At 69.2% G+C, this 24,683-nt stretch carries 22 protein-coding genes; 14 read left to right on the forward strand and 8 right to left on the reverse strand.

Annotated features, from left to right (window positions below; genetic code table 11):
• The 4 genes from ATK74_RS03015 (at window position 1) to ATK74_RS03030 (ending at window position 5,842) form a co-directional block, all read left to right on the forward strand.
• The gene (locus ATK74_RS03015) at window positions 1-1,746 is read left to right on the forward strand and encodes a SulP family inorganic anion transporter (protein WP_098459655.1); all 1,746 of its coding nucleotides are present in this window, start codon (window positions 1-3) and stop codon (window positions 1,744-1,746) included.
• An 11-nt stretch (window positions 1,747-1,757) separates the two neighbouring features.
• Window positions 1,758-2,201 carry a VOC family protein gene (locus ATK74_RS03020; RefSeq protein WP_098459656.1) on the forward strand — a complete coding sequence of 148 codons (444 nt, stop codon included), beginning with the start codon at window positions 1,758-1,760 and terminating at the stop codon, window positions 2,199-2,201.
• Window positions 2,202-2,253: 52 nt separating this feature from the next.
• Entirely contained in the window at window positions 2,254-2,961 is a 708-nt protein-coding gene (locus ATK74_RS03025) for a TIGR03936 family radical SAM-associated protein (RefSeq protein ID WP_169923706.1), read from the forward strand.
• A gap of 244 nt (window positions 2,962-3,205) precedes the next feature.
• Window positions 3,206-5,842 carry an Rne/Rng family ribonuclease gene (locus tag ATK74_RS03030; protein ID WP_098459658.1) on the forward strand — a complete coding sequence of 879 codons (2,637 nt, stop codon included), beginning with the start codon at window positions 3,206-3,208 and terminating at the stop codon, window positions 5,840-5,842.
• A 54-nt stretch (window positions 5,843-5,896) separates the two neighbouring features.
• Here ATK74_RS03030 and ATK74_RS03035 read toward each other — a convergent pair whose 3' ends face one another.
• The 5 genes from ATK74_RS03035 to ATK74_RS03055 form a co-directional block, all read right to left on the reverse strand.
• Complete coding sequence (locus ATK74_RS03035) at window positions 5,897-8,002, reverse strand: IPT/TIG domain-containing protein (protein ID WP_098459659.1); 2,106 nt, start codon at window positions 8,000-8,002, stop codon at window positions 5,897-5,899.
• A 23-nt stretch (window positions 8,003-8,025) separates the two neighbouring features.
• On the reverse strand, window positions 8,026-8,415 hold the full coding sequence (locus ATK74_RS03040; RefSeq protein ID WP_169923707.1) for a hypothetical protein: 390 nt from the start codon (window positions 8,413-8,415) through the stop codon (window positions 8,026-8,028).
• Window positions 8,415-8,816, reverse strand: coding sequence for a hypothetical protein (locus tag ATK74_RS03045; protein WP_098459661.1), 402 nt, complete (start codon window positions 8,814-8,816; stop codon window positions 8,415-8,417). Before ATK74_RS03045 ends, ATK74_RS03040 begins: the two co-directional genes overlap by 1 nt.
• Before the next feature lie 135 nt (window positions 8,817-8,951).
• Window positions 8,952-11,549: a LuxR C-terminal-related transcriptional regulator gene (locus ATK74_RS03050; protein WP_169923708.1), complete on the reverse strand. Its 2,598-nt coding sequence runs from the start codon at window positions 11,547-11,549 to the stop codon at window positions 8,952-8,954.
• An 89-nt stretch (window positions 11,550-11,638) separates the two neighbouring features.
• Window positions 11,639-13,678 (reverse strand): NAD(+) synthase, encoded by a 2,040-nt coding sequence (locus ATK74_RS03055; protein ID WP_098461926.1) that lies wholly within the window; start codon window positions 13,676-13,678, stop codon window positions 11,639-11,641.
• An 89-nt stretch (window positions 13,679-13,767) separates the two neighbouring features.
• Here ATK74_RS03055 and ATK74_RS03060 point away from each other — a divergent pair, with 89 nt between their 5' ends.
• Window positions 13,768-14,442: an alpha/beta hydrolase family protein gene (locus ATK74_RS03060; RefSeq protein ID WP_098459663.1), complete on the forward strand. Its 675-nt coding sequence runs from the start codon at window positions 13,768-13,770 to the stop codon at window positions 14,440-14,442.
• On the opposite strand, the gene ATK74_RS03065 is transcribed toward ATK74_RS03060, so the two are convergent.
• The 3 genes from ATK74_RS03065 to ATK74_RS03075 form a co-directional block, all read right to left on the reverse strand.
• Window positions 14,402-14,905, reverse strand: a complete 504-nt coding sequence (locus tag ATK74_RS03065; RefSeq protein WP_211283264.1) for a methylated-DNA--[protein]-cysteine S-methyltransferase — start codon at window positions 14,903-14,905, stop codon at window positions 14,402-14,404. The genes ATK74_RS03060 and ATK74_RS03065 overlap by 41 nt on opposite strands.
• Window positions 14,902-16,356, reverse strand: coding sequence for an AlkA N-terminal domain-containing protein (locus ATK74_RS03070; RefSeq protein WP_098461927.1), 1,455 nt, complete (start codon window positions 16,354-16,356; stop codon window positions 14,902-14,904). Before ATK74_RS03070 ends, ATK74_RS03065 begins: the two co-directional genes overlap by 4 nt.
• Before the next feature lie 118 nt (window positions 16,357-16,474).
• Window positions 16,475-17,092 (reverse strand): LysE family translocator, encoded by a 618-nt coding sequence (locus ATK74_RS03075; protein ID WP_098459665.1) that lies wholly within the window; start codon window positions 17,090-17,092, stop codon window positions 16,475-16,477.
• A gap of 187 nt (window positions 17,093-17,279) precedes the next feature.
• Here ATK74_RS03075 and ATK74_RS15725 point away from each other — a divergent pair, with 187 nt between their 5' ends.
• The 9 genes from ATK74_RS15725 (at window position 17,280) to ATK74_RS03115 (ending at window position 24,632) form a co-directional block, all read left to right on the forward strand.
• Window positions 17,280-17,753 carry a type IV toxin-antitoxin system AbiEi family antitoxin domain-containing protein gene (locus ATK74_RS15725; protein ID WP_169923709.1) on the forward strand — a complete coding sequence of 158 codons (474 nt, stop codon included), beginning with the start codon at window positions 17,280-17,282 and terminating at the stop codon, window positions 17,751-17,753.
• A complete protein-coding gene (locus tag ATK74_RS15565; RefSeq protein WP_098459666.1) occupies window positions 17,663-18,238 on the forward strand; it encodes an endonuclease domain-containing protein in 576 nt (191 codons plus the stop codon). Before ATK74_RS15725 ends, ATK74_RS15565 begins: the two co-directional genes overlap by 91 nt.
• Window positions 18,239-18,583: 345 nt before the next feature.
• Complete coding sequence (gene rplU, locus ATK74_RS03085; protein ID WP_098459667.1) at window positions 18,584-18,892, forward strand: 50S ribosomal protein L21; 309 nt, start codon at window positions 18,584-18,586, stop codon at window positions 18,890-18,892.
• A 10-nt stretch (window positions 18,893-18,902) separates the two neighbouring features.
• Entirely contained in the window at window positions 18,903-19,166 is a 264-nt protein-coding gene (gene rpmA / locus ATK74_RS03090; protein WP_098459668.1) for a 50S ribosomal protein L27, read from the forward strand.
• 81 nt (window positions 19,167-19,247) lie between these two features.
• Complete coding sequence (locus ATK74_RS03095; RefSeq protein WP_098459669.1) at window positions 19,248-20,006, forward strand: hypothetical protein; 759 nt, start codon at window positions 19,248-19,250, stop codon at window positions 20,004-20,006.
• 97 nt (window positions 20,007-20,103) lie between these two features.
• On the forward strand, window positions 20,104-21,606 hold the full coding sequence (gene obgE, locus ATK74_RS03100; RefSeq protein ID WP_098459670.1) for a GTPase ObgE: 1,503 nt from the start codon (window positions 20,104-20,106) through the stop codon (window positions 21,604-21,606).
• Complete coding sequence (gene proB, locus ATK74_RS03105) at window positions 21,599-22,741, forward strand: glutamate 5-kinase (RefSeq protein ID WP_098459671.1); 1,143 nt, start codon at window positions 21,599-21,601, stop codon at window positions 22,739-22,741. The genes obgE and proB overlap by 8 nt, the downstream gene beginning before the upstream one ends.
• Window positions 22,738-23,394, forward strand: a complete 657-nt coding sequence (locus ATK74_RS03110) for a SemiSWEET family sugar transporter (protein WP_098459672.1) — start codon at window positions 22,738-22,740, stop codon at window positions 23,392-23,394. The genes proB and ATK74_RS03110 overlap by 4 nt, the downstream gene beginning before the upstream one ends.
• Window positions 23,391-24,632, forward strand: a complete 1,242-nt coding sequence (locus tag ATK74_RS03115) for a glutamate-5-semialdehyde dehydrogenase (RefSeq protein WP_098459673.1) — start codon at window positions 23,391-23,393, stop codon at window positions 24,630-24,632. The genes ATK74_RS03110 and ATK74_RS03115 overlap by 4 nt, the downstream gene beginning before the upstream one ends.
• Window positions 24,633-24,683 lie beyond the last annotated feature (51 nt).

Genomic DNA, 24,683 nt, shown 5'->3' on the forward strand with positions numbered 1-24,683 from the left:
ATGTCTCGCGCGGATGCCTCCGGCTGGCGGCGATGGTTGCCCGGCCTCGGGGTGCTGCTGCGCTACGACCGGTCCTGGCTGCGCGGTGACCTCCTGGCCGGCATCACGGTGGCCGCCTACCTGATTCCGCAGGTGATGGCCTACGCCGAGATCATCGGACTCCCGCCACAGGTCGGGCTGTGGGCCGTGGTTGCGCCGGTCATCCTCTACGCCGTCCTGGGCACCTCCCGACAGCTGTCGGTCGGCCCGGAGTCCACGACGGCGCTGCTCACGGCGGCGGCCATCCTGGCGCTGGGTGGCACCGATCCGAGCAGGCGAGCCGGCCTGGCCGCGCTGGTGGCCGTGGCAGTGGGAGTCGTCTGCCTGATCGGGGCCGTGGCCCGGCTCGGCTTCCTGGCCAGCCTGCTGTCCAGGCCGGTGCTGGTCGGCTACCTGGCCGGCATCGGCCTGCTGATGGTGATCAGCCAGTACGGCAACCTCACCGGCCTGGCCATCGGGGGAGCCAACCCGTGGAGCCAGACCGCCTCACTGCTCGGGCAGCTGGGCGCAGTGCACGTCCCGACTGTGATCCTGGGGCTCAGCGTGGCGGTGGTGCTGTTCGTGTTGCGGCGGTGGGCGCCGAGCTGGCCCGGCCCGCTCCTGGTGATGCTGGCCTCGGCGGCGTTGGTCGGGCTGACCCCGGTCGGGTCGCTCGGGCTGGCCGTGGTCGGCACCCTGCCCCAGACCCCGCCGGGATGGGCGCTCCCGGACGTGACCTCGGTGGGCGTCCTGCCGCTGATCCAGGCCGCCCTCGGGGTGTCCGTGGTCGCCTACAGCGATGTGATCCTGACCGGACGAGCCTTCGCGGCCCGGCGCGAGGAGCGGATCGACGCCAACGCCGAGCTGCTGGCGCTGGGCGCCGCGAACCTGGCCAACGGCTTCCTGGGTGGGATCCCGGTGTCGTCCTCGGCGTCCCGGACCGTGATCGGCGACTCGGCCGGGAGCCGGACGCAGCTGCACTCGCTGGTCGCCGCAGCCACCGTGGTGCTGGCCATCTTCTTCCTCTCGCCGGTCCTGGCCGCGTTCCCGCAGGCTGCGCTGGCCGGCCTGGTGGTCTACGCCGGGCTGCGGTTGGTGGATCTGGCCGAGTTGCGCCGGATCGCGGCGTTCCGGCTCAGCGAGCTGGTGTTGGCCCTGGTCACCATGGCTGCGGTGCTGGTGGTCGGGTTGCTCAACGGGATCGCGATCGCCGTGGCTCTGTCCCTGCTCGATCTGATCCGGCGGATCGCCCATCCTCACGACGGGGTGCTCGGCTACGTCCCCGGCCTGGCCGGCATGCACGACATCGACGACTACCCGGACGCCGCCCAGGTGCCGGGCCTGGTGGTCTACCGCTACGACTCGCCGCTGTTCTTCGCCAATGCCGACGACTTCCTGACCCGGGCCCTGGCCGGCGTCGATCGGGCACCGGCTCCGCCGCAGTGGTTCCTGCTGAATGCCGAAGCCAACGTGGAGATCGACCTGACCGCATTGGACGCCCTCGAGCAACTGCGGGCCACCCTGACCGAGCGCGGGATCGTCTTTGCCATGGCCCGGGTCAAGATGGAGTTGCGCGACCAACTCAACGTCGGCGGCTTCCTCGACCGGGTGGGCGCCGATCGGATCTTCCCCACCCTGCCCACAGCGGTTGCCGCCTTCACCGCCTGGTGCGAGGCTGGCTCATCGGGGCCACCGGGCCGGGCCGCGACCCCCGCAGAACCCCAGTGAAAGGACGTCCGATGCCGATCGAGTTCCAGGTGACCGTGGACTGTGCCGACCCGCACGAGCTGGCGGCCTGGTGGGCCGAGACTCTGGCGTGGGAACTGGAGCCGACCAATGAGGAGTTCATCCGGCAGATGGTCGACCTCGGTCACGCCACCGAGGCCGAGACCCGCCAGTGGCGCGGTCAGCTCTGGTGGGCCACCGGCGCAGCCATCGGCCTGCCCGAAGCTGGCGAGGTGGTCGGCTGCCGGCGGATGCTGTTCCAGCAGGTGCCCGAAGCCAAGACCGTGAAGAACCGGGTGCATCTGGACCTGCGGCTGGTGGCTGCCGGCGGCGACCTGGATGCAGCCAGGGACGCCCTGCTGGCCCGCGGGGCCACCTTCGTGCACGAGGCCAGCCAAGGGCCGTACCGCTGGTACACGATGACCGATCCCGAGGGCAACGAGTTCTGCGTGGCCTGATCGGCGCCGGCCCGAGGCGTACCCGGGGTCGATTCGCCTAAGCTGTCCCCCCGTGAGCCCACGCCGACAGCCCGAGCAGCAAGCGCCGCCCGTCCAGAAGCTGGCCCTGCGCTATGCCAAGCGCGGACGGGCGCGGTTCGCTTCCCACCGGGACTTCGGACGTGCCTTCGAGCGGGCATTGCGCCGCGCCGAGGTGCCGATGGCCTTCTCGTCCGGCTTCCACCCGCACCCGCGGATCAGCTACCTGAACGCCTCACCGACCGGCGCTGCCACCGAGGCCGAGTACATGGTGGTCGGCCTGGCCAAGGAAGTGGATCCCGGCTGGCTGCGGGACACCCTCAATGCCGCGCTTCCCGACGGCCTGGAGATCTTGGCCGTGGTGGACGCGCCCAGCGGGTTGGCCGACCGGCTCAAGGCCGCGCATTGGCAGGTTCGTCTGGCCGGCGCTGACCCGTCCGAGGTGGCCGCGGCGGTGCGAGAACTACTGGCCGAGTCCCAGCACCTGGTCACCCGGCAAACCAAAGCCGGCTTGCGAGAGTTCGATGTCCGTCCGGCGATCCACCGGCTGATCGCCACCGAGGACGGATTCGAGGTCATCTCGGCCATCGGCGAGCCGCTGGTCCGCCCAGAAGACGTAGTCGCAGCGCTGCAGCAGCTCCGTCCGCGGCTCGCCGAGGTGGGGCCCGGACTGGCTCATCGGCTCGAGCAGGGCACGTGGGACGGCGAGCGCGTCCAGCCTCCTTTTGAGACCATTTCGTGACAATTGCGGCCGGTCGGCGCATGCCGACCGTGTTCGTGTGGGATACTTGCTTCAGTTGAGGTCATCCAGACTCCCAACTAAACCGGTGCCCAAGGGCGGGGTGACAGCTCGACCCGGACGTTTTCTCCTTCACCGCGACGCACAGCGACCGCGGGAGTGAAAGACGCCGGGCACCGCTCAACTACAGGCTTTGCTGCCATGCGCAGCTGGACGCGGCCAACCCCGGCCGCTGAAGGAGAGCTCCATGCTCGATTCAGAAACCCCTGATCCGGTCTCGGACGTGCCCGAGACCCCCAAGCGCCGTCGCTCGGCCAGCCGTCCGGCTGGTCCGCCAGTGGCGGCGGCCCCTGCGCCTGTTGAGGCGCAACCGAGTGAGTCGGCACCGTCCGCGACGCCTGAGGCAGTCGTGGACGAGGCTGCGAAGCCGGTCGCGAAGCGAACCCGGCGGACCACTCGCAAGACTGCGGCGGCACCCGTTCCCGCACCGGAGGAGCCCACTATTGACGTGGCGCCGGTCGTGGCGGAAGCCGCTGCAGTGGAGCCACCGGTCGCACCGGTAGAGGCTCCGGCCGCCCCGGCTCGCAAGCGCACTCGGGCCCGCAAGCCCGCTGCTGCACAGGAGCCGTTGGTCGAGTCGGACGCCGCCGCGACCGACGAAGTGGCGGCCTCGCTCGCCGAGCTCGCCAGCCACGTCCCCGAGCGGGCACCGCGCACGGTGCGCGCCGAGACCTTCGGGCTCAGCGATGAGGCCAGCCCCGACGAGGTGCTGGACTCGCTGGCCGCGGCGATCGGCGGGCTTACCGAGGACGCCGAAGAGGACGAGGACGAGGTGCCCATCGACGGTGACGTCGAGGCTGCCGAGTTCGATCCTGCCGACGGTGAGGAAGGCGAGGGCGCCCCGCGCCGTCGTCGTCGCCGTCGTGGCGGACGCCGTCGCCGTCGTGGCGGCAGCGCGGATGCCGGCGATGGCACCGAGGCCGGCGATGAGGATGCCGAGGCGTCCGATGACGCAGAGGCGGAGACTGAGGCCACTGACGAGCCGGTCAGCGAGGGCAGTTCCCGCCGTCGCCGTCGTCGTCGCCGTCGTGGCGAGGACTCCGGTGAGCCGGAGGACGAGTCGGTGGACGTCGTGGTCCGGGTGCGCGAGCCCCGTCGCCGCGGCAGCGTCTCCGATGAGGTCACCGGCATCGAAGGCTCCACCCGGATGGAGGCCAAGAAGCAGCGTCGTCGTGAAGGTCGGGCTGCCGGCCGCCGTCGCACCCCGATCCTGAGCGAGTCGGAGTTCTTGGCCCGCCGCGAGTCGGTGGACCGCAAGATGCTGATTCGCCAGGTCGAGGACTACTCCCAGATCGCTGTACTCGAGGACGGGATTCTGGTCGAGCACTACGTCGACCGGGCCTCGGCGACCTCGATGATCGGCAACATCTACCTGGGCCGCGTGCAGAACGTCCTGCCCAGCATGGAGGCCGCCTTCGTCGACATCGGACGTGGCCGCAACGCCGTCCTCTACGCCGGCGAGGTTGACTGGGATTCCTTCGGTGCCACCGGCTCCGACAAGAAGGTTGAGAAGGTCTTCAAGTCCGGCCAGTCGGTCCTGGTCCAGGTCAGCAAGGACCCGGTCGGCGCCAAGGGTGCCCGGCTCACCTCGCACGTGTCGGTTCCGGGGCGCTACATCGTCTACTCGCCGGGCGGCCAGCTGTCCGGGATCTCCCGCAAGCTGCCCGAGAGCGAGCGCAAGCGGCTCAAGACCATCCTCGACGAGCTGATCGGGCCGAACGCTTCGGTGATCGTGCGCACGGCCGCCGAAGGTGCCAGCGAGGAAGAGCTGGTTCGCGACGTCAACCGGCTCAAGGCGCAGTGGGAGGTGCTGGAGAAGAAGGCCGCCAGCGGCCAGGCACCCCAGCTGCTCTACTCCGAGCCCGACCTGACTGTCCGGATCGTCCGGGACCTGTTCACCGAGGACTTCGGTTCGCTGATCGTCGACGGCCACGGCGGCCCGGACGACGCCCACGCCACTGTCGAGGCCTACGTCCAGCATGTCGCGCCGCACCTGGGCGACCGGCTGCAGCGCTGGGATCGCAACGCCGACGGCGACCTCTTCGATCACTTCCGCGTGCACGAGCAGGTCGCGAAGGCGCTGGAGCGCAAGGTCTTCTTGCCTTCTGGTGGTTCGCTGATCATCGACCGCACCGAAGCCATGACGGTGATCGACGTGAACACCGGCAAGTTCACCGGCACCTCGGGCAACCTCGAGGCCACGGTCACCTCCAACAACCTGGAGGCGGCCGAGGAGATCGTCCGTCAGCTGCGGCTGCGCGACATCGGCGGCATCATCGTGATCGACTTCATCGACATGGTGCTGCCGGCCAACCGCGAGCTGCTGCTGCGCCGGCTGGTCGAATGCCTGGGACGCGACCGCACCCGCCACCAGGTGGCCGAGGTCACGTCGCTGGGTCTGGTGCAGATGACCCGCAAGAAGATCGGCACCGGCTTGGCTGAGGCGTTCACCGTGGCCTGCGAGACCTGCAAGGGTCGCGGCTACCACGTCCATGACGCTCCGGTGGCTTCGCAGGCGCCGGCTGATGGCGGCGACCGGGAGTCCCGGCGCCGTGGTCCGGCCGTCGTAGCTGCGACGTCGCGCCGCAACCCTCGCACCCGCAAGGAGCCGGCTGAGTCGGCGGCCGAGCCGATCGTGGAGCCTGTCGTCGAGCTGGTCGTCGAGACCCCGGCCGAGCCGGTCGTAGCCGTTGCGGTTGAGCCGGTCGTCGAGGTCGTTACGGATGTGCCCGCCGAGTCTCTGGTTGCCCCGGTGGACGTCGAGGTCGCGCCCGAGCCCGAGCCGGCCGTCGCCGAGGACGTCCTGGAGCCCGCCGAGTCCTGATCAGACGTGGAGGGGGCGCCGACCACCTGGCAGGCGCTCCCATCCACGCCCAACTCAGCGGTACTGGAACCTGGCCGCCTTCGCCTTGGGGCTGGTGCCAACCGGCGTCACAACGCGGATGTACACGGTGGCTTTCTTCGTGATCTTCGGAACGATGACGTCGATTCGGCCGGCACTGAGCACGAACTTCGCCTTCTTCGGCCCCACCAGAACCTTGGAGACGACGCCGAGGCCCTTGCCGGTGACGACCACGTGGTATCCACCCTTGCGTGGCCCCTTCTTCCGAGAGAGCTTGGACACCTTCGGGGGGTCAAGGTAGGTCAGCCACCCGGCCGTCGACGCGCTGCTCTGGCCGACCGATGTGCTGATCCTGACCTCGGCATCGCCAGCGGAGTGCTTCGGGGTGACGAAGCTCAGCGACGTCGGGGAGGACACCGCGACACCGGTCGCGGGCATGCCACCGACACTCACGCTGGGAACGCCGAGGAAGTCCGCGCCCACAACCTGGACCCGCTGCCCGCCGCCAACGCGGACGTATCGGGCCGATAGCGCCGTGAGTTCGGGCACCCCGACGATGTAGCTGAGGGTTGTCCCGGCATTTCCGCCGTTGGTGGCCACCGTGACGGTGATCGGGCCCACCGGCAGCCCGGCGGGCACCTTGGCTCGCACCAGAGTCGATTGAGTCTCTTCATTCGGCACCTCGACCTGAGCTTGGGTGTCTCCGAAGTACACCCGAGTGTTGCTGCCGTCCAGATCGCTGCCGTGCACCTCGATCCAGTTACCTCCCGCCGCCGGTCCATGGTCCGGCGTCAGCGACACCGCCGAGGGCTGAGTACTGAATCGGAAGGTGCCGGTCACGCTTCCGGAGGATCCGTCCGCGCCGGACACTGCGAGGTAGTAGTGCACGCCGCCCTGGACGCTGACCCGACTGAGGCGACTCCAGACGATCGGCGGCGTCTGCGTGCCGTGGTTCTCTGCGATCTTCACAAGGCCGGACAGGGTCGTCCCGCGATAGAGGCTGAGGACCGAATCGAAGGCGGTCCCGCGCAGATCGACAGTGACGGCGCCGTTCGTCGGAGGGACGAACCGGTACCACAGGCTCTTGCTGGCGTTGCCGCCGGTCAGATGCTGCGGCTCATCCGGCTCGAGGGTGGCCGTCGCATTGTCGCCGACAAGGTCGGACGCAGCGTTAAGCGCAGTCGCGTCAGCGAAGTCATCATTGTCGGGCCTGGATGAGGGGACCCACGCGTCGGTCAGGGTGATCTCGCCGGTTGCGCCCTGGTAGCCGTCCACGCAGATCCAGTAGGTCTTGTTCGCCTTCAACTCCAACCCGGAGATGGCGCTGGTGGACGTGCTGGGGTTGGCGTCGTCGTTCGACGCGAGTCGAGTGAGGCTGCCGAAACTGAACGGGAGTGCCTCTTGACGGAAGACCGCGAGCACGGTGTCGAAACCGCTGCCACTGGTGGTCAGCGACAGGGTGCCGTTGTGCACGGGCTGGTAGCGCCACCAGACCGACTTCGAGGCAGCCTGGCCGGCGATCGCAGGTATCTCCCCGGCCTCGGCAGTGGCATTGACGTTCCAGCGCGTCTGCGACCAGTTCACTCCCAGAGTCTCCGGGCTCGACACCGGGTCATTGGTCGGGTGCTGGGAGAACCTGTAGGTGAGTTTGGTGAACGAGCGCACTCCCGCCTTGCCGGCGATCGCGATCTTGTAGTCCCAGCCTGCATGGATGGGCAGGGAGACGATCGACGCTGCCGTGCTGGTCGAGGATCGGTCGTCATTCGCGGCAAGGCGGGTGAGCGACCCGACGGCGTAGCCGACATAGACCGCGATTACCGAGTCGTAGTCGGCGTCCGCAGTGACGGAGAGGGTGAGGTTTCCGTCAAACGCCGAGGTGTAGCTGTACCAGATGCTGCCGGGGGTCGGCGTGGCCCCATCCGGGTCGTGTGACGGCTCGCCGGCCTGTGTGGTCGCATCCACAGTCGTGCCGTAGACATCGGTGGACCCTGTGACCGCCGGGTTGAGGGTGACGGCGTCGGCGAAGTTGTCGTTGGAGGGTGCGGCCGCGTGTGCCGGCGTGACCGAGGCAAGAGTGATGCCCGTGGCCAGGGCCAGTGCGACGGTAAGGCTGAGGATCCGGTGAAGCCGGTGAGGTGTCATGATCGTCTTTCGAAGTAGCTGGCTCACAACGTCAGTTGGAGGGTGTTCTGCGGGTCGGCGGGATCCAGCCGGACGTCCACTCGGCGGCCGGGCTGGAGGCGGTACAGGTGCAGCGGCAGCGCGGTCACACTGCGTGTGACCTGGACCGGGACGCCGGTGGGCAGGAGCACCATCAGCTCCACCTCGATCACCGACGCGCCGTTGACGATCACCCCGGTATCCCGCGTACTGACCACTGTGGCCTGGGCGGTGATGGCCAGACCGTCCGGCAGTGCTGCTGGGCTGGGCTGGTTGGCCAGGATCGCGTTCATCCGTGACTGGGCGTCAGCGAGCTGGCCCTTGACGTCCATGCTCGCCAGCTGCTGGTTGCCCATCTTCTGCAGCTTGGCCAGATCCTTGAACAGACCCATCATCACGCCTGGGTGTAGAGCACGTTGAAGCGGTTGCCGAGGGCCCGGTCGGCCTGAATCCGCTCGCCCCAGCCAGGCTGCGCAATCGCCCAGTCGGCTGCGCTGATCCCCATCGACGCGGCGACTTCCGGCAGACGATCGGAGTCGTAGCCGAAGGCCGAAATCCCCTTCACCACAGCGGTGTAGGTCTCCAGGCTGACTCCGGCGATCGGCTCGAGCGCCGCAGCGGACGGCTGCCCGTAGCTGGCGGTGTTCAGGGCGTTCACCTGGGCTTGGCCACCGGCCTGTGTAGCCGCTGCGGCCTGCGCCTGTGCCTGCGCGCCGAGGGCATTCGCCGTCTCGATCATTCCGGGCGCCGCGGCGACCATGTCCTTCATGTCCTTGAGGTTCTTGAGCAGTCCCATGGCAGTTCTCCTGTCGTCGACCCGCACGCTGCGGGCACGACATCGAACCTAGGAAATGACCATCCCCGGACGGGACCGGGTCGACCACGGTATTGCGGACCGTGGACTACGGTGTTCCGGGCCGCTACTGCGGGGCTACGGCTGCTCGAGCAGGGTGCTGAGCTCCGCGCGTCCACGAATGCCGAGCTTGGTGAACGCCGACTGCAGGTAGCTCTCGACGGTGCGCACCGACAGGTAGAGCTCGGCAGCAATGGCCTTGTTGGAATCCCCGCGGGCGGCACGATAGCTGACCTCGCGTTCACGCGGGGTGAGCCCGTCCAGAGGCGAGTTGTGCGGCTGATGGGTCATCATCGCGGCGGCCTGCTGGGCCACGGTGCGGGCTCGGACGAGCGTGGATCCTCCCAAGGCGACCGCCAGCGATGCCGCCTCGCGAGCGAACAGCGGGTTGCCGAGCGTAAGCATCTGCTGAGCGGCCTCGATCAACGGCGCGGGCTTGGAGTCGCGGACGCCGTGCGCCCACGCCAGGATCGCCGCTGCCAGCGGGCCGGGCTGAGCGATCTGCAGGCTGAGGATCCGCTCGACCGCCTCGGTGGAGCCGGCTCGGGCCGCGGCGGAGAGGACGAACAGTTCGTCGATCACCATGCCCAACCGGTGGTGGTCATCGGCGAGCGCGAAGAGATCCGCGGCAGTGTTGTCGAGACCATCGAGGAGTACGCGTGCAGCGGTGGCGAGGTAATCGCCCGAGGCCGAGATGTTCCAGTACGTCCGAGGCCCGGCGGCCCACTCGGCCAGAGCCGCCCGGGCTGCGGCCTGATCACCCTGGAGTGCCGCCGCGTAGGCCAGCCCGGCGGCGATCTGAGGACGGCTGCGCCGAGCATCGCTGACCCGGCTCTGTGAGAGCGCCTGGCCAAGATGATGGCGCGCCTGATCGGAGTAGCCGCCCAACACGTAGGTCATTCCGATCGCGCTGTCGGTCGCAGCGCCGATCAGCAGCATCCGTCCTTCCAAGCCGACAGCACCGTCCAGCAGGGTCTGGCGAGACTGGCTGAGCAGCCCGCACTTCATGAACACTCCGAAGAGCGCGGCGTGCACGACGTCGAAAGTGGTGCGGGTGACCTCGAACGAACCGATAGTCGCCGCTACCTCGCCGGCCAGGGTCAGCGCGTCCTGCTGGCGTCCGGTGAGCGAGAGTGCCTCCAGCAGCGAGCCGGCCAACAGCAGCCACTCCTCGCTGGCCTGGTGAGGCCCACAACACGCTTCCAGCTCGGGCAGCATCTCCTGGTAGCGCCCTTGCGCGGCGAGTAACTCGAACCCCAGTCCGGTCAGCCGGCGATGGTTCACTCCCGGAGCCGCGTGGGCCAGCCGCAGCGCGGCGGACGCGATGGGTACCGCCTGCGGGTCGATCACAGCCACCAGGACGCATTCCTCGGCAAGCGCGCTGAGCAGGCTGCCATCGAGGTTGGCCAGCTCGGGTCCGACTACCGGGGAGAGGGCTGCGGTGGCACTCTCGGCTTTGCCGAGCATCCGCAGAGCCACGGAGGACTCGATCTGCGCCGGCAACCTGAGTGCCGGGTCGACGACCAACTCGGCCATTCGCAGTGCCAGGTTGGGGTCGGAGAAGCGGTTGGCCTGACGAGCCGCCTCGAGGGCGACCTCCGGTGGAAGCTCCTCTCCGCAGTCCAGAGTCCACACGGCGAAGCTGAGCAGCGCGGTCCCGCTTTGAGGCAGAGCGGCCCCCAATCCGGCGAGCACCTCCGCGCGCAGCCGACGTCGTCGCGCGAACGGCACCGAGCCGCGCACGAGATCGGCGATCGCGCGGTGCCGCAGCCGGGCCCGGGCCGGCGCAGCGGACTCCACCTCCAGCAGCTCGGTGTCGAGCAGGCTCTCCAGCGCCTCAGGGTCAGCCAACTGCTCAAGGACGGCGTAGGGGAGTTCTCCCGCCAGAGCGACCAGTTCGAGGACTCTGCGCTCCTCGGCGCTGCGCTCGTCGAGCCGGGCGCGCATCACCGTCGCGATCTGGGTGGAGCCCAATCCGGCCGGCTTGGAGAGCACCCAGGTGCCGTCGTGGAGAGCAAAGGTGCCTGCGGCAAGCTGGTCGTCCACCAGGTAGCGCAGGAACAGCGGTTGGTAGCCCGCGACCCGAGCGAGCTCTTGCGCCGACCACAGCGCCACGGGTGCGCCGAGATGGCGAGTGAGGAGCTCTACGACCTCGCCAAGCTGCCAGGGTTCGACCCGATGCTCGCCCAGCAAGCCATCGCGCCACATTTCCAGGAAGGGCTCGGGCAGATCGGGAAGGGTCCGGGCAACGATCACCAGGTGCGCCAAGCCGGTCTTGGCCACCTGGGTCAGGGCATGGGCACTGAGGTCATCGACCAGCGGTGCCGGATCTATGACGATGACCGGACGTCCGGAGCCTTCCATCACCGCCAGTGCCTGGCTCAGCGCGTCCGCCACTGCCGAAACGTCGCCGAGCCCCGACGCGGGCGCGAACGGGGACAGCCACGGGACTAGGGCCGAGTACGGCACCTGACGGGCAGTCTCGCTGCCGTGAATGTGAACATACCGATTGTGCGCGGCTCGGGCTGCTGCGAGCGCCGTGGTCGTCTTTCCGACACCCACCTCGCCGGTAACGACCACCCCGAGTCGGTCGCCAGCCAAGCTGTCGCGAATCGCCGCAATCTCGCTCGGGCGGTCAAGGATCGGCCAGGCTCGACGAGGCAGGGTGGTGGTCACGATTGATGCTAGCGAGGCGAAACCGGCCCTGAACATGATTGACCCTACGTAGGGAATTTCACCGTTTCGCGGCCCCGGGGGGCTCGAAATCAATCGTTGGGGACGTTCTCCAGTTCGTCCAGCCAGAGCTTCGCGGAGGTGTCCGACGGTGCCCGCCAATCCCCGCGCGGTGACAGCGAGCCGCCGGCCACCACCTTGGGTCCGTTCGGCAGTGCCGAGCGCTTGAACTGGGCGAATCCGAAGAAGCGCGAGCAGAACACGCCCAGCCACTTCTTGATGGTGGCCAGGTCGTAGGCGACGCGTTCGTCGTCCGGGAAGCCCTCCGGCCAGGCGCCGGCACCGGCATCCCGCCAGGCGTGCCAGGCCAGGAACGCGATCTTCGACGGCTTCATGCCTCGGCGCAGGACGTGGAACAAGGTGAAGTCCTGCAGCGCGTAGGGGCCGATCTTGGCCTGGGTCGACTGCGGCTTCTCGCCCGCGGCCACCGGCACCAGCTCCGGGCTGATCTCGGTGTCCAGGATCGCCTGCAGGGTGACTCCGACTTCGTCACTGAACAGGTTGGCGGCGATCACCCAGCGGATCAGGTGCTGGATCAGCGTCTTCGGAATCCCGCCGTTCACGTTGTAGTGGCTCATCTGGTCGCCCACCCCGTAGGTGCACCAGCCCAGCGCCAACTCGGACAGATCCCCAGTGCCCAGGACGATCCCACCGCGGTGGTTGGCCAGCCGGAACAGGTAGTCGGTGCGCAGTCCGGCTTGGACGTTCTCGAAGGTGACGTCATACACGTCCTTGCCCTCGGAGAAGGGGTGATCCAGCTCGTCGAGCATCAGCTTGGCGGTGCCGGTGATGTCCAGCGTGGCGAAGGTCACCCCGAGCGCGGTGGCCAGTGCCGTGGCATTGGTCTTGGTGTGGTCGCTGGTGGCGAAGCCGGGCATCGTGTAGGCGAGGATGTCGCTGCGCGGGCGTCCCATCCGATCCATGGCCCGGGCCGCGACGATCAGCGCGTGGGTCGAGTCCAAGCCGCCGGAGACACCGATGACGACCTTCGGCTGGCCGATCTCGCGCAGCCGCTGCTCCAGCCCGGCCACCTGAATGCTGTAGGCCTCATAGCAGTCCTGGGCCAGCCGAGCCGGGTCAGCGGGGACGAAAGGGAACCGGGCCACCTCCCGGCGCAGCCCCAGATCGCCACTCGGCGGGTTGAGCGTGAAGCTGACCGTCCGGAACTGACCGATCCGCTCGGCGTGCGTGCGCCGGTTGTCGTCGAACGTGCCCTGCCGCAGCCGTTCCTGCACCAGCGAGCCCAGGTCGAGATCGGCGATGCTCATCCGCGGGCCGTTCGGGAATCGCTCCGACTCGGCCAGCAGGGCGCCGTTCTCGTAGATCATGGTCTGCCCGTCCCAGGACAGGTCGGTGGACGACTCGCCTTCTCCGGCCGCGGCGAACAGGTAGCCGGCCAGTAGCCGCGACGACCCGGACGCACACAGCAGCTTGCGGGCCTCGGCCTTGGCCACTGTGATCGGGCTGCCGGACAGGTTCACCAGCACGGTGGCCCCGGCCAGAGCCAGCTCGGCCGACGGCGGGATCGGCACCCACATGTCCTCGCAGATCTCCACCCCGAGCACGAAGCCGGGCAGATCGTCGGCCGCGAACAGCAGGTCGGTCCCGAACGGGACGTCCTGGCCGGCCACCCGGATCTCGCCGGTGACATCGTCGCCGGGGGCGATCTGGCGACGCTCGTAGAACTCCCGGTAGTTGGGCAGATACGACTTCGGGACGACTCCGAGCACCTGGCCGCGATAGATCACCACGGCGGTGTTGTAGATCCGGTTGAGGCTTGTCAGCGGGGCTCCGACGACGATGATGCAGCCAAGGTCGACGGTCTGTGGAACCAGCCATTCCAGGGCGTCCTCGACGGCGGCCAGCAGGGTGTCCTGCAGCAGTAGGTCTTCGATCGAGTAGCCGCTCAGAGCCAGTTCGGGAAACACCACCAGGCAGGCGCCGTCAGCGGCGGCCTGCGTCGCCTGAGCGAGAACCGCCTCGGCGTTCACTCGCGGCTGGACCAGGGTGATGGGCAGCGTGCACGCTGCCACCCGGGCGAACCCGTGGTTGTACAGGTTGTAGAAGTCCATCGCACGCTCCCGCTTCGGCATCGGTGCCAGCATGCCACGACCGCTGGCCGGCGGCAGCGGGACGTCCGGGGGCGCGGCAGAATCGCCCTATGCAGACGCGACAGGTGAACACGGCGGACGGCCCGGGTGAGCTGGTGATCACGGCCGCTGCGGACGCCACCGGACTGCTGCTGCTCGGCCATGGGGCGGGCAGCGACGTGGACGGCTGGGACCTGGCCCTGCTCGCCGACCGACTGCCCGCACGCGGGGTCAGTGTCGTTCGCTACCGGCAACCACATCGGGTGGCCGGTCGGAAGCTGCCCGGCTCGACGGCGTCACTGGATCGCGGCTGGACTGCCGCGCTCACCGCGGTCGCCGAGAGCTGGCCGGACCTGCCCCTGGTCTCCGGTGGCCACAGCGCCGGAGCCCGCACCGCCTGCCGTGGCTTCGCGCCTGGTCAGGCCGGGGTAGTTGCCCTGTCCTTCCCGCTGCATCCACCGGGTGCGCCGGCGAAGTCGCGGGCCGGAGAGCTGCTCGGGGTGGCCGGGCCGGTGCTGGTGGTGCAAGGCGAGTTGGATACCTTCGGGCGAGCCGAAGAGGTGCGTCCGGTGATCGCGGGAGCCGCCCAGATCGAGCTGGTGGCCGTCCCGGGCGCCCAACATCCGCTGGCCCCGGCCCGTTCAGTTCCGGCCGACGTCGTGCTGGCTCGTCAGGAGTTGATCGTGAGTGCGGTGCTGGACTTCCTCAGCCGGCAAGGGCTTCTCGGGCCAGCAGCGAGGCCTTGACCGACACGCCCCAGGCGAAGCCGCCCAGGCTGCCGTCGCCGCGGAGCACGCGGTGGCAGGGCACGAAGAGCGCCGGGGCATTGCGAGCGCAGATCGAGGCCGCCGCGCGCACCGCACTAGGCCGGCCCAAGATGGTGGCGAACTCGGCGTAGCTCAGTGGCCGGCCGGGGACGATCTGGCGCAGCCGCGTCCATCCGGCCAGCTGCCAGGCCGTCCCGAACTGGCGAACCGGCACTTGATCGATGGCGGCCAGGTCGCCGGCGTAGTAGGCGGCCACCGCCTCGACCGGCGCGGACACGTCCGGATGATCGGGGCTGACCAGCGTCGATGCGGCCGGACGGCTGCCCGCAGCCAGCCGATCGAGCACTGCCTGCGGGTCGTCGGTCCAGCCGGAGGACAGCACAACGCCGTCCTCGGCCAGCAGGGTGAACGGGCCGTCGGGGGTGTCGATCGTGGTGATCATCGTTGCTCCTTCGTGGCGCTCACGCGCCATAGCTGCAGGCTGGCATAGCTTCGCCACGGCGAGACGGTGCGACCCCACTCGCGCAGCGCGGCCGGACGGTCCGGCAGGCCGAGTCGTTTCGCGCCGGTGCGCACGGCCACATCGCCGACCGGCAGGATGTCCGGGTGCCCGAGCACCCGCATGGCCACGTAGTCGGCGGTCCACTCGCCGATTCCCGGCTCAGCGAGCAGCCGGCGACGCTGTTCGTCCGGGTCGTCGGCGAAGCCGAGGCTGAGTTCACCGCTGGCCAGGCGCGCGGTGATCGCCAGGATGTTGTCGATCCGCTGCCGGGGGCCGACCAGGATCGTCCGGCCGCCCTCGGCGATGGCGGCGGCCGTGGGGAACAGCCGGTCGCGACCGGCCTCGTCCGGGTGGGCGAGCCGAGTGCCGAGCGCCTCGGTCAGCCGGTTCAACTGAGTACGTGCCGCTGCCACCGAGATCTGCTGGCCGACCAGCGCCCGCAGCAGCATCTCCTGCGGATCCACGGCGCCGGGCAGGCGGATGCCCGGAGTGGCCGCCACCGAGGCGGCCAGTTCGGGCACCTGGGCCAAAGCCGCATCGATGCCCACCGGATCGGCATCGGCGTCGAACAACCGGCGCACCCGATAGAGCAGGGGAGTGACGTCCTCCAGTCGGCTCAGCCGCGCCGTCAGCCGCAGCTGGCCCGGCTCGGCCCGGACGTCGAAGCTGGCCGGGCCGCCCGGCAGAGCCAGAGTGCGTCCGTAGTGGTCGGGGCCGGCAGTCTCGACGCCGCTGACCGCGCGGGCGGCCAGCCAGGCGAACGCCCCGGCCGCATCGAAGGGCTCCCGGACCGGAAGGCTGAGGTGCAAGGTGGCCGAGCCGCCGCTGCGCGGGTGCCGGCCGCCGGCCCGCAGCTGCGCCGGAGTGCGGTCGAAGACTGCGGCCATGGTGTCGTTGAACTGCCGGATGCTGCCGAAGCCGCTGGCGAAGGCGACATCGGCCACCGGAAGCTCGGTGGAGATCAGCAACTCGCGAGCGGTCTGCGCCCGGTGGGCCCGGGCCAAGGCCAGCGGGCCGGCTCCCAACTCGGCGGTGAGCAGGCGGTTCAGATGGCGGGTGGTGTAGCCGAGCCGGGCAGCCAGCCCGGGGACGCCCTCCCGCTCGACCACGCCATCGGCGATCAGCCGCATGGCTCGGGCGGCGGCGTCGGAGCGCAGGTTCCACTCCGGTGAGCCGGGGACGGCCTCGGGAAGGCATCGCTTGCAGGCCCGGTAGCCGGCGGTGTGGGCGGCCGCGCTGGTGGCGAAGAACTCGACGTTGGTCGGCTTGGGCGTCCGCGCCGGACAGGACGGACGGCAGTAGATCCCGGTCGTCCGCACCGCCAGGACGAACGCGCCGTCGAAGCGGGCGTCCCGGGTGGCCACCGCTCGGTAGCGCTGCTCGAAGTCCATGCCCGCCAGCATGGCAGTCGATCGAGCCACGTTCTAGCGGAAATCGGACATGGCTGATCTGTCGTCCTCCCGCGCCGTAGAAGGGGACTGTCCCCATTCTGTGGGCCAGACAGCCGGTCTAGTGCTCTTCCAGCGCCAGCCGTCCGGCCAGCAGCAGATAGGTGGCGGCGAAACTGCGGCGCAGCCAGGTGAGGATCCGCGGACGGCGTCGCACCTGGTCGCGCAGCCCGGCGGCGAACAGTCCGTAGCCGACGAAGACCACGTAGGTGGCGGCCATGAAGATCAGGCTGAGCCAGACCATCTGCCAGGTGGCGTCCGGGCTGGTGGCCGGCACGAACTGGGGGAGGAAGGCGAAGAAGAAAATGGTCAGCTTCGGGTTCAGCAGGTTGATGAGCACCGCGGTCCGGATCGTCCGCCATGCCGAGGCCGGGGCGGCGGTCGCCTCGGCCTCCGCGATCAGGTTCGACCGATCGCGCAGGGTGGCCCAGGCCAGGTACAGCAGGTAGGCGACGCCGGCCCACTTCAGGCTCTGGAAGGCCAGGGCGCTGGCGTTCAGCAGCGCGGCCAACCCGGTGATCGCGGCCAGTAGGTGCGGCACCACGCCCAGCGTGCAGCCGAGCGCGGCGATCAAGGCGGCGCGACGTCCTCGGGACAGCCCGGCCGAGATGGTGAACACCGCTCCGGTTCCCGGAGTGGCCACCACGATCAGTGTGGTCACGACGAAGGCCCAGCTCATCGGCACCCCTTCCTGGGCTCGGAGCGTAATCGTGGCTGTGTCGCCTCGCGGTGGGCGTCCAGTAACCGACCGCTCGCGGGTGGGCGTCGCGCTCCATCGAGTTGCGGGCTGTGGGTACCCGGGCATGGTCGTCCACCGTTCCACCGACCTCCGGCGCGCGAGCGGCAGCGGCCCCACCATGTTCGGCATGAGGACGCCGTTGCCGCTCCTGCTGCCCGCCGTGCCCACCGCCGAGCGTGACCTGGTCGCGCTCGGGGTCAGTCGGCGACGCCTTGCCGCGGCCGCGTCGTCCGGTCGACTCCTGAGGGTCCGACGCGGGGTCTACCTCGACCCCGCTCGGTGGCCGGACGATGAGCTCGGCCGTCACCTCGTCCGGGCTCATGCCGAGCAGGCGAACCTTCCGGCCGCAGTGGTGTCCCATCGCTCGGCCGCTGCATTCTGGGGCTTGCCGATACCGCAGGCGAGCTGGGCAGACGAGCCGGTGTGGGTCACGCTGCCGCCAGGGGCGGGTTCCGGTCCGGCCGTCGGCCGGGGCTGGTCCGGCAGGTTGCGGAGTTGCCGCCTCACCAGGTGGCGGTCGCCCCCATCGGCTTCCGGGTCACGTCGGTCGCCCGAACCGCTGCCGATCTCAGTGTCGGCGCTGACCTGCCGACGAGTCTGATGGTGCTCGACGCCGCGTTACGCCTGCTCTGCGCGGAGCTGGTGAGCCATCCTCGTCGATCCGACTTCAGTAACGAGCGACTCATCGAGGGTGCTCGGACGCCCGTTCGGGAGGCGATGCAGCGGCGCGGCATGAGTTCTGCTGTGGCTGCTTTGGCGCACGCGAGTCCTGCCCGGGAGAGTCCGATCGAGTCCCTCACCTACGCCGAGCTGATCCTGGCCGGACTGCCGCTGCCCGTCTGTCAGCACCCAATCCCGACCCCCTTCGGCACCTTCTTCCCGGACTTCTACTGGGAGCGGCAACAGCTGATCGGTGAGGCGGACGGTCGGGTCAAGTACGGCGACGCCGATGCCATCATCGCGGAGAAGGAACGCGAGCAGGTCCTGCGCGATCTCGGCTATCGGATCGTCCGCTGGACCGGGCGCGAGATCATCGGCCACCCTCGGCTCGTGGTGGACCGGATCGCCCGGGCGCTCGATGGCTGACTTCGCGGAGTTTGTTGCGCAGTCGGTACGCTTGCCGCAGGTCGCGGCTCTTGCCGCGGCTTTGGTTACCGAAAGAGCGCCGGATCGGCGTCCATTCGGTAACCAGATCCGCGGTTACCGGTCGAGGGCTCGATGGGGCCGGCCATTCGGTAACGAACGGCGCGAGTCGCCCGTCGCCGCTCGCGATGGACGCGGTTTGACCGGCCCGGGGCCCGCCACGTAGTCTTGACCTTCGGTGTTCGCTGAAGTCGGCCCACAGTCGCTCGCGAGCACTACCAAGAGTGCAACCACACCAGCTGGTAGGGGTGCGCTTGTCGGCGAAGCTTTTAGGGAAGTAGGTCGGACGTGTACGCGATCGTGCGCAGTGGTGGCCGCCAGCACAAGGTTGCTGTCGGTGACGTCCTGGAGATCGACAAGGTCGAGGCGAAGGCTGGCGACAGCGTTGCGCTGACCCCGCTGATGTTGGTTGACGGCGAGAAGATCACCGCCGACGCCACGAAGCTGGCCAAGGTGAGTGTCTCCGCTGAGGTGATCGCCGAGACCAAGGGTCCGAAGATCCACATTCTTAAGTACAAGAACAAGACCGGCTACAAGAAGCGCCAGGGTCACCGCCAGCGGTACACCCAGGTCAAGGTCACTGGGATCGAGAGCTGAGGCAGCTGAGATGGCACATAAGAAGGGCGCATCGGCGTCTCGTAACGGGCGCGATTCCAACTCGCAGCGGCTCGGTGTGAAGCGTTTCGGCGGCGAGCAGGTCAACGCCGGCGAGATCATCGTCCGCCAGCGCGGCACCCACTTCCACCCCGGCGAGGGCGTGGGACGCGGTGGCGACGACACCCTGTTCGCGCTCCGCGCGGGCAAGGTCGAGTTCGGCACCCGGCGCGGACGCCGCGTGGTGAACATCGCCATCGAGGCGGCGGCTGAGTAACACCGCAACGACTTCGCGAACGGCGGGAGAGTCTTCGGACTTTCCCGCCGTTTCGCTTTGCCCGCCGTTTAGGATCGCATCATGACTCGTGCGCGGCGGATCCGACTGGCGTTCGCCGCAGTAGTGATCACTCCGCTGTTGGCCGCCTGTACTTTCACTGGCGACATCGCAGTCACCGAGCAGGGCACGTTCACGGTGAACCTGCTTGTCAAGGACTCTTCTGACGTCTGCAGTCAGGATTTCACCCAGTCGGTCCTCGAAGGACTCACCATCGAGAAGCTCGATGATGTCGGCTCCTGCCGGGTCACCGGCACGGCCGGGGCGGGGCTGGCTGCGGTGCTGGGCGTCACGGTGACTCATGATGAGTCCGGCTACCGGTTGTCCACCTCTCAGGGGATGTCCTGGTGGAACCCGAATACCGTGGACCTGAAGGTGCGTTTCCCCGGTCCGATCACGGAGGTCGAGGGTGCCGAGCAGGTCGGGCCCGACGAGGTTCGAGTGGCCTACAACGGCTACGAGGACATCCCCGCGATCACCATCGCCAGCCGGTCGGGGTTCGGTCCGTCCAAGGTCGAGTGGGCGGCCGGCGCAGGACTGCTCACCGGCGTCGGACTGACCCTGCTGGTGATCTGGCTGATCCGCCTGCGACGGCGTCGGCTTCAGGTGGCGATCGACTGGCCGGCACCGGAGGGCTTCCCGGCCGGTACGGACGCCGAGAGCTCGCCCCGTCCGGACGATGCCGCCTTCTGGAGCGGCCGTGACGAGCCTGCGCCGCCGGTGGTGGGCGAGCGTCGGCGCTCCGTCGTGGACCCCTCGACCTGGGCGCCGCCACCGGGCTGAGCCGGGGCCAAGCGGCGAGTCGACCGCTGCCGGTAGGATTAGGGGTCGGTGCCGGCCAGTGGGCTGCCCTCCGACTCCCAATCTGCAAGGTTCTCCCGTGGCCATTCCCAGCTTCATCGACCAGACCGTCCTCACTGTTGCCGCCGGCAACGGTGGACACGGTTGCGCTTCGGTGCACCGCGAGAAGTTCAAGCCACTGGGTGGCCCCGACGGCGGCAACGGCGGCAACGGCGGTTCAGTGATCCTGCGAGTGGACCCCGGGCTGACCACGCTCGTCGAGTTCCATCGGCAGTCGGTGCGCCGCGCCGCGAACGGCCAGCCCGGACGTGGTGACTACGCCAACGGCGCCAACGGTGAAGACGTGGTGCTGGACGTCCCGGACGGCACCGTGGTCACCGACGCCGACACCGGCGAGCTGCTGGCCGACCTGATCGGCCCGGAGTCCGAGGTCGTCATCGCGGCCGGCGGACGCGGCGGGCTCGGCAACGCGGCGCTGGCATCCTCTGCCCGCAAGGCGCCTGGCTTCGCGCTGCTGGGCGAAGAGGGCGAGGCCCGCAAGATCCAGCTCGAGCTCAAGGTCGTTGCCGACATCGGTCTGGTGGGCTTCCCGAGTGCCGGCAAGTCCTCCCTGATCGCGGCGATCTCCCGAGCCCGGCCGAAGATCGCCGATTACCCGTTCACCACGCTGATCCCGAACCTGGGGGTTGTGGTGGCCGGTGCCACGACTTTCACGGTCGCCGATGTCCCCGGCCTGATCGAGGGCGCCAGCCAGGGACGCGGCCTGGGTCACGACTTCCTGCGTCACATCGAGCGCTGCCAGGCGATCGTCCATGTCATCGACTGCGCCACCTACGAGCCCGGACGCGACCCGCTCACCGACCTGGACGTGATCGAAGCCGAACTCGAGGCCCACGGTGGCCTGGAGGATCGTCCCCGGATGGTCGCCCTGAACAAGGTGGACGTTCCGGACGGCGCCGAGCTGGCCGCCCTGGTCATCGACGAGCTGAAAGCCCGTGGCCTGCCGGTCTTCGCGGTCTCCACCAAGACCGGCGTCGGCCTGCCCGCGCTGAGCTTCGCCATGGCCGAACTGGTGGCCAAGCGTCGCGCCGAGGCGCCAGCTCCGGCTCCGAAGCGGATCGTGATCCGGCCGACTCCGGTGGCCGGTGGCCCCGAGTTCCACATCGTCCGGCAGGGCGACGGCGAAGGCGGCAAGGTCTGGCGAGTCCGTGGCGACAAGCCCGAACGCTGGGTCAGGCAGACCGACTTCAACAACCCCGAGGCGGTCGGCTATCTGGCCGACCGGTTCGCCCGGCTGGGCATCGAGGAGGAGCTGCTCGCCCTGGGGGCCATCGCCGGTGATGCGGTGGCCATCGGCGGCGGCGACAACCCCGTGGTCTTCGACTTCGCACCGCAGATCGAGATCGGCGCCGAGATGCTGGCCCGCCGCGGTGAGGATCAGCGGCTGATCACGCAGCGTCCGGCCGCCCGGCGCCGCCGCGAGATGGACGCGGAGTATCACGCCGCCAAGGCGGCGCAGGCCGAGGCCGCGAGTTACCCCCTGATCGCCCTTGAGGGCCTGGGAGACGACGAGGATGACTGAGGCAGCGCGGCTGCGCACGGAGATCACGTCCGCCCACCGGTTGGTGGTCAAGGTCGGTTCCTCATCGCTCACCGACGCCTCCGGACGCCTGGATCCCACCCGCCTCGAACGGCTGGTGGACGCGCTGGCCGCCGCCCGCAGCCGCGGCCAGGACGTCGTCCTGGTCTCCTCGGGCGCCATGGCCTCCGGCATGTTGCCGCTGGGGCTGCGGCATCGTCCCCGTGACCTGGCCAGCAAGCAGGCCGCCGCCTCGGTCGGCCAGAGCCTGCTGGTGGGCCAGTACGGACGGCTGTTCGCCAAGCACGGACTCGTAGTCGGCCAGGTCCTGCTGACCGTCGAGGACGTGGCCCGCCAGGATCACTACCGCAATGCCCTGCGCACCTTCACCCGGCTCAGCGAGCTGGGCGTGGTGCCGATCGTCAACGAGAACGACACCGTGGCCACCCACGAGATCCGGTTCGGCGACAACGACCGGCTGGCCGCTCTGGTCGCTCACCTGGTCGGCGCGGACGCCCTGGTCCTGCTCTCCGACGTGGACGCGCTGTACACCGCCCATCCGTCCTCGCCCGATGCTGAGCGGATCGGCCTGGTGGCCGATCTGGACGAGCTGGCCGTCGACACCAACGGCAAGGGCTCCGAGGTCGGCACCGGTGGCATGGAGACCAAGCTGCAGGCGGCCCGGATCGCCACGGCCTCCGGCATTCCGGTGGTGCTGGCTTCGGCGGACGCGGTGGCCGAGGCCTTGACCGGTGAACCGGTCGGCACTCTGTTCCTGGCCACCGGTAAGCGGCGCTCCCGCAAGCTGCTGTGGCTGGCCTACGCCTCGGTGACCAAGGGCGAACTGGTCCTCGATGCCGGCGCGGTGCGCGCGGTGATCGATCGCAAGGCGTCCCTCCTGCCGGCCGGGATCGTGGCGGTGACCGGTCAGTTCCAGGCCGGCGACCCGGTCCGGTTGGTCAGTGAAGCCGGGCAGGTGATCGCTCGCGGCCTGGTCAACTACGACTCCGACGAGCTGCCGGCGATGATCGGCCGATCCACCAAAGAGCTTGCCGAGACTCTCGGCGCACATTTCGATCGCGAGGTCGTCCACCGCGATGATCTCGTGCTCAAGCAGCGGAAGAAGAAGGCGTCGTGACGTTGATTTTCGTGGTCGGTTGGGCGGCGGCACTGATCGGCATCGTCAGCGGTCTGCCGCAGCTGGCCCGACTGTTCCGGACCCGCGATGTGAACGGGCTGTCCCTGTTCGGTTGGCAGATTCTGCTCGGCCTGAACCTCGGCTGGATGTCGCACGGCTTCCTGGTTGGTCAGGTGAATCTCTGGGTGCCGAACCTGATCGGGCTGATCACCACCGGATCGGTGCTCTTCCTGATGGCCAGCGTGCTGAAGCTCAATCTGTTCCGCGTGGCCATCCCCGGCCTGATCACTGGTGCCTTGATGGCCATCGCCGACCTGGCCTTCGGCAGCGCGATCTTCGGCACTTTGGCGATCATCCCGGCCATCCTGGTCAACATCGGCCAGAGCGTGGAGCTGGTGCGGGCCCCGGTCGTCCACGGGGTGTCGGTGGCCACCCTGATCGCCGGCTTCGCCACCCAGCTCTCCTGGACCTGGTGGGGGATCCTGGTGCCCGAGCCGGGCACCATCATCGCGGCATCGGTGACCGGCCTGATCACCGGCTTCAACCTGCTGTGGTGGGTGCTCCGCAAGCTCGGCCTGCGAGCTTTCTGGCCACACGCAGTCGTGGTCCCCGGGACCGGCGAGATAGTTGAGGATTTATCCTTACCGGCATGACCTTCGCCGAGCAGGCCGCAGCGGCCAAGCGAGCCAGCCGAGAGCTGGCCACCCTCAACCGTGGACGCAAGGACGCCGCCCTGCATGCCATGGCCGACGCCCTGCTGGCCGCCTCCGACCAGGTGTTGGCCGCCAATGCCGTCGACGTGGCCGAAGCCCGCGCGGCCGGCACCAGCGAGTCGCTGATCGATCGGCTGGCGCTGACCCAGTCGCGGCTGGCCGGAATGGCCGAAGGCCTGCGGGCGCTGGCCGGACTGGCCGACCCGGTCGGCGACGTGGTGCGCGGCTGGACCAACGCCAATGGCGTCCGGGTGCGCCAAGTGCGGGTGCCGCTGGGCGTGGTGGGGATCATCTACGAGGCGCGGCCCAATGTCACCGCCGATGCTGCCGGCATCTGTCTGAAGGCCGGCAATGCCGCGCTGCTGCGTGGCTCGTCCTCGACCCTGAACTCCAACCGGGCCGTGGTGGCCGCCCTGCATGCCGGGCTGGTCGCGGCCGGACTGCCGGCCGAGGCCGTCCAGCTGGTCGAGGGTGATCGCAGCGTGACCGCCGAGATGATGGCCGCCCGCGGCCTGGTGGACGTGCTGATCCCACGCGGCGGGGCCGGCCTGATCGCCGCCGTGGTGGACGGTGCCAAGGTGCCGGTGATCGAGACGGGAACCGGGAACTGCCACCTCTACGTCGACGAGGCCGCCGACCAGGACATGGCGATCGCCATCATGCTGAACGCCAAGGTGCAGCGGCCCAGTGTCTGCAACTCCCTGGAGACGCTGCTGGTCCATGCCGACATCGCACCCAGCTTCCTGCCCCGGGCACTGGCTGCCCTGGCCGAGGCGGGCGTGACCGTCCATGGCACTGCGGAGGTGCTGCCGTACTCCGAGGAGATCGTGCCGGCCGTCCCGGGCGAGTTCGACGCGGAGTACCTGTCGCTGGATCTGGCCTGCGCGATCGTCCCTGACTTGGACGCGGCCCTGGAGCACATCCGGGTGCACAGCACCGGACACTCCGAGACGATCATCACCGACGACCGGCGGGCCGCCGATCGGTTCGTGGCCGAGGTGGACGCCGCCGCCGTCCTGGTGAACGCATCCTCGCGGTTCGTCGACGGTGGCGAGTTCGGCTTCGGGGCCGAGATCGGTATTTCCACCCAGAAGCTGCACGCCCGCGGCCCGATGGCGCTGGCCGAGATGACCTCGACCAAGTACATCGTCGACGGTGCCGGTCAGGTTCGCGGCTGAGCCGACCTGGATAGAATCCGGCCATTGGTCGCGCCGAACCGAGAGCGACCG

Origin of the sequence: Propionicimonas paludicola (genome assembly GCF_002563675.1) — a bacterium.
GTDB lineage: Bacteria > Actinomycetota > Actinomycetes > Propionibacteriales > Propionibacteriaceae > Propionicimonas > Propionicimonas paludicola.

Excerpts from the sequence above, each read along its gene's own strand:
- ATK74_RS15725 (WP_169923709.1), top strand. The coding sequence starts at position 17,280 with ATGAGGACGCCGTTGCCGCTCCTGCTGCCCGCCGTGCCCACCGCCGAG.
- ATK74_RS03015 (WP_098459655.1), top strand. The coding sequence starts at position 1 with ATGTCTCGCGCGGATGCCTCCGGCTGGCGGCGATGGTTGCCCGGCCTC.
- ATK74_RS03055 (WP_098461926.1), bottom strand. The coding sequence starts at position 13,678 with ATGGACTTCTACAACCTGTACAACCACGGGTTCGCCCGGGTGGCAGCG.
- ATK74_RS03095 (WP_098459669.1), top strand. The coding sequence starts at position 19,248 with ATGACTCGTGCGCGGCGGATCCGACTGGCGTTCGCCGCAGTAGTGATC.
- ATK74_RS03060 (WP_098459663.1), top strand. The coding sequence starts at position 13,768 with ATGCAGACGCGACAGGTGAACACGGCGGACGGCCCGGGTGAGCTGGTG.
- ATK74_RS03065 (WP_211283264.1), bottom strand. The coding sequence starts at position 14,905 with ATGATCACCACGATCGACACCCCCGACGGCCCGTTCACCCTGCTGGCC.
- ATK74_RS03040 (WP_169923707.1), bottom strand. The coding sequence starts at position 8,415 with ATGATGGGTCTGTTCAAGGATCTGGCCAAGCTGCAGAAGATGGGCAAC.
- ATK74_RS03020 (WP_098459656.1), top strand. The coding sequence starts at position 1,758 with ATGCCGATCGAGTTCCAGGTGACCGTGGACTGTGCCGACCCGCACGAG.
- ATK74_RS03045 (WP_098459661.1), bottom strand. The coding sequence starts at position 8,816 with ATGGGACTGCTCAAGAACCTCAAGGACATGAAGGACATGGTCGCCGCG.
- ATK74_RS03115 (WP_098459673.1), top strand. The coding sequence starts at position 23,391 with ATGACCTTCGCCGAGCAGGCCGCAGCGGCCAAGCGAGCCAGCCGAGAG.
- ATK74_RS03030 (WP_098459658.1), top strand. The coding sequence starts at position 3,206 with ATGCTCGATTCAGAAACCCCTGATCCGGTCTCGGACGTGCCCGAGACC.
- ATK74_RS03035 (WP_098459659.1), bottom strand. The coding sequence starts at position 8,002 with ATGACACCTCACCGGCTTCACCGGATCCTCAGCCTTACCGTCGCACTG.
- rpmA (WP_098459668.1), top strand. The coding sequence starts at position 18,903 with ATGGCACATAAGAAGGGCGCATCGGCGTCTCGTAACGGGCGCGATTCC.
- proB (WP_098459671.1), top strand. The coding sequence starts at position 21,599 with ATGACTGAGGCAGCGCGGCTGCGCACGGAGATCACGTCCGCCCACCGG.
- ATK74_RS03070 (WP_098461927.1), bottom strand. The coding sequence starts at position 16,356 with ATGGACTTCGAGCAGCGCTACCGAGCGGTGGCCACCCGGGACGCCCGC.
- ATK74_RS03075 (WP_098459665.1), bottom strand. The coding sequence starts at position 17,092 with ATGAGCTGGGCCTTCGTCGTGACCACACTGATCGTGGTGGCCACTCCG.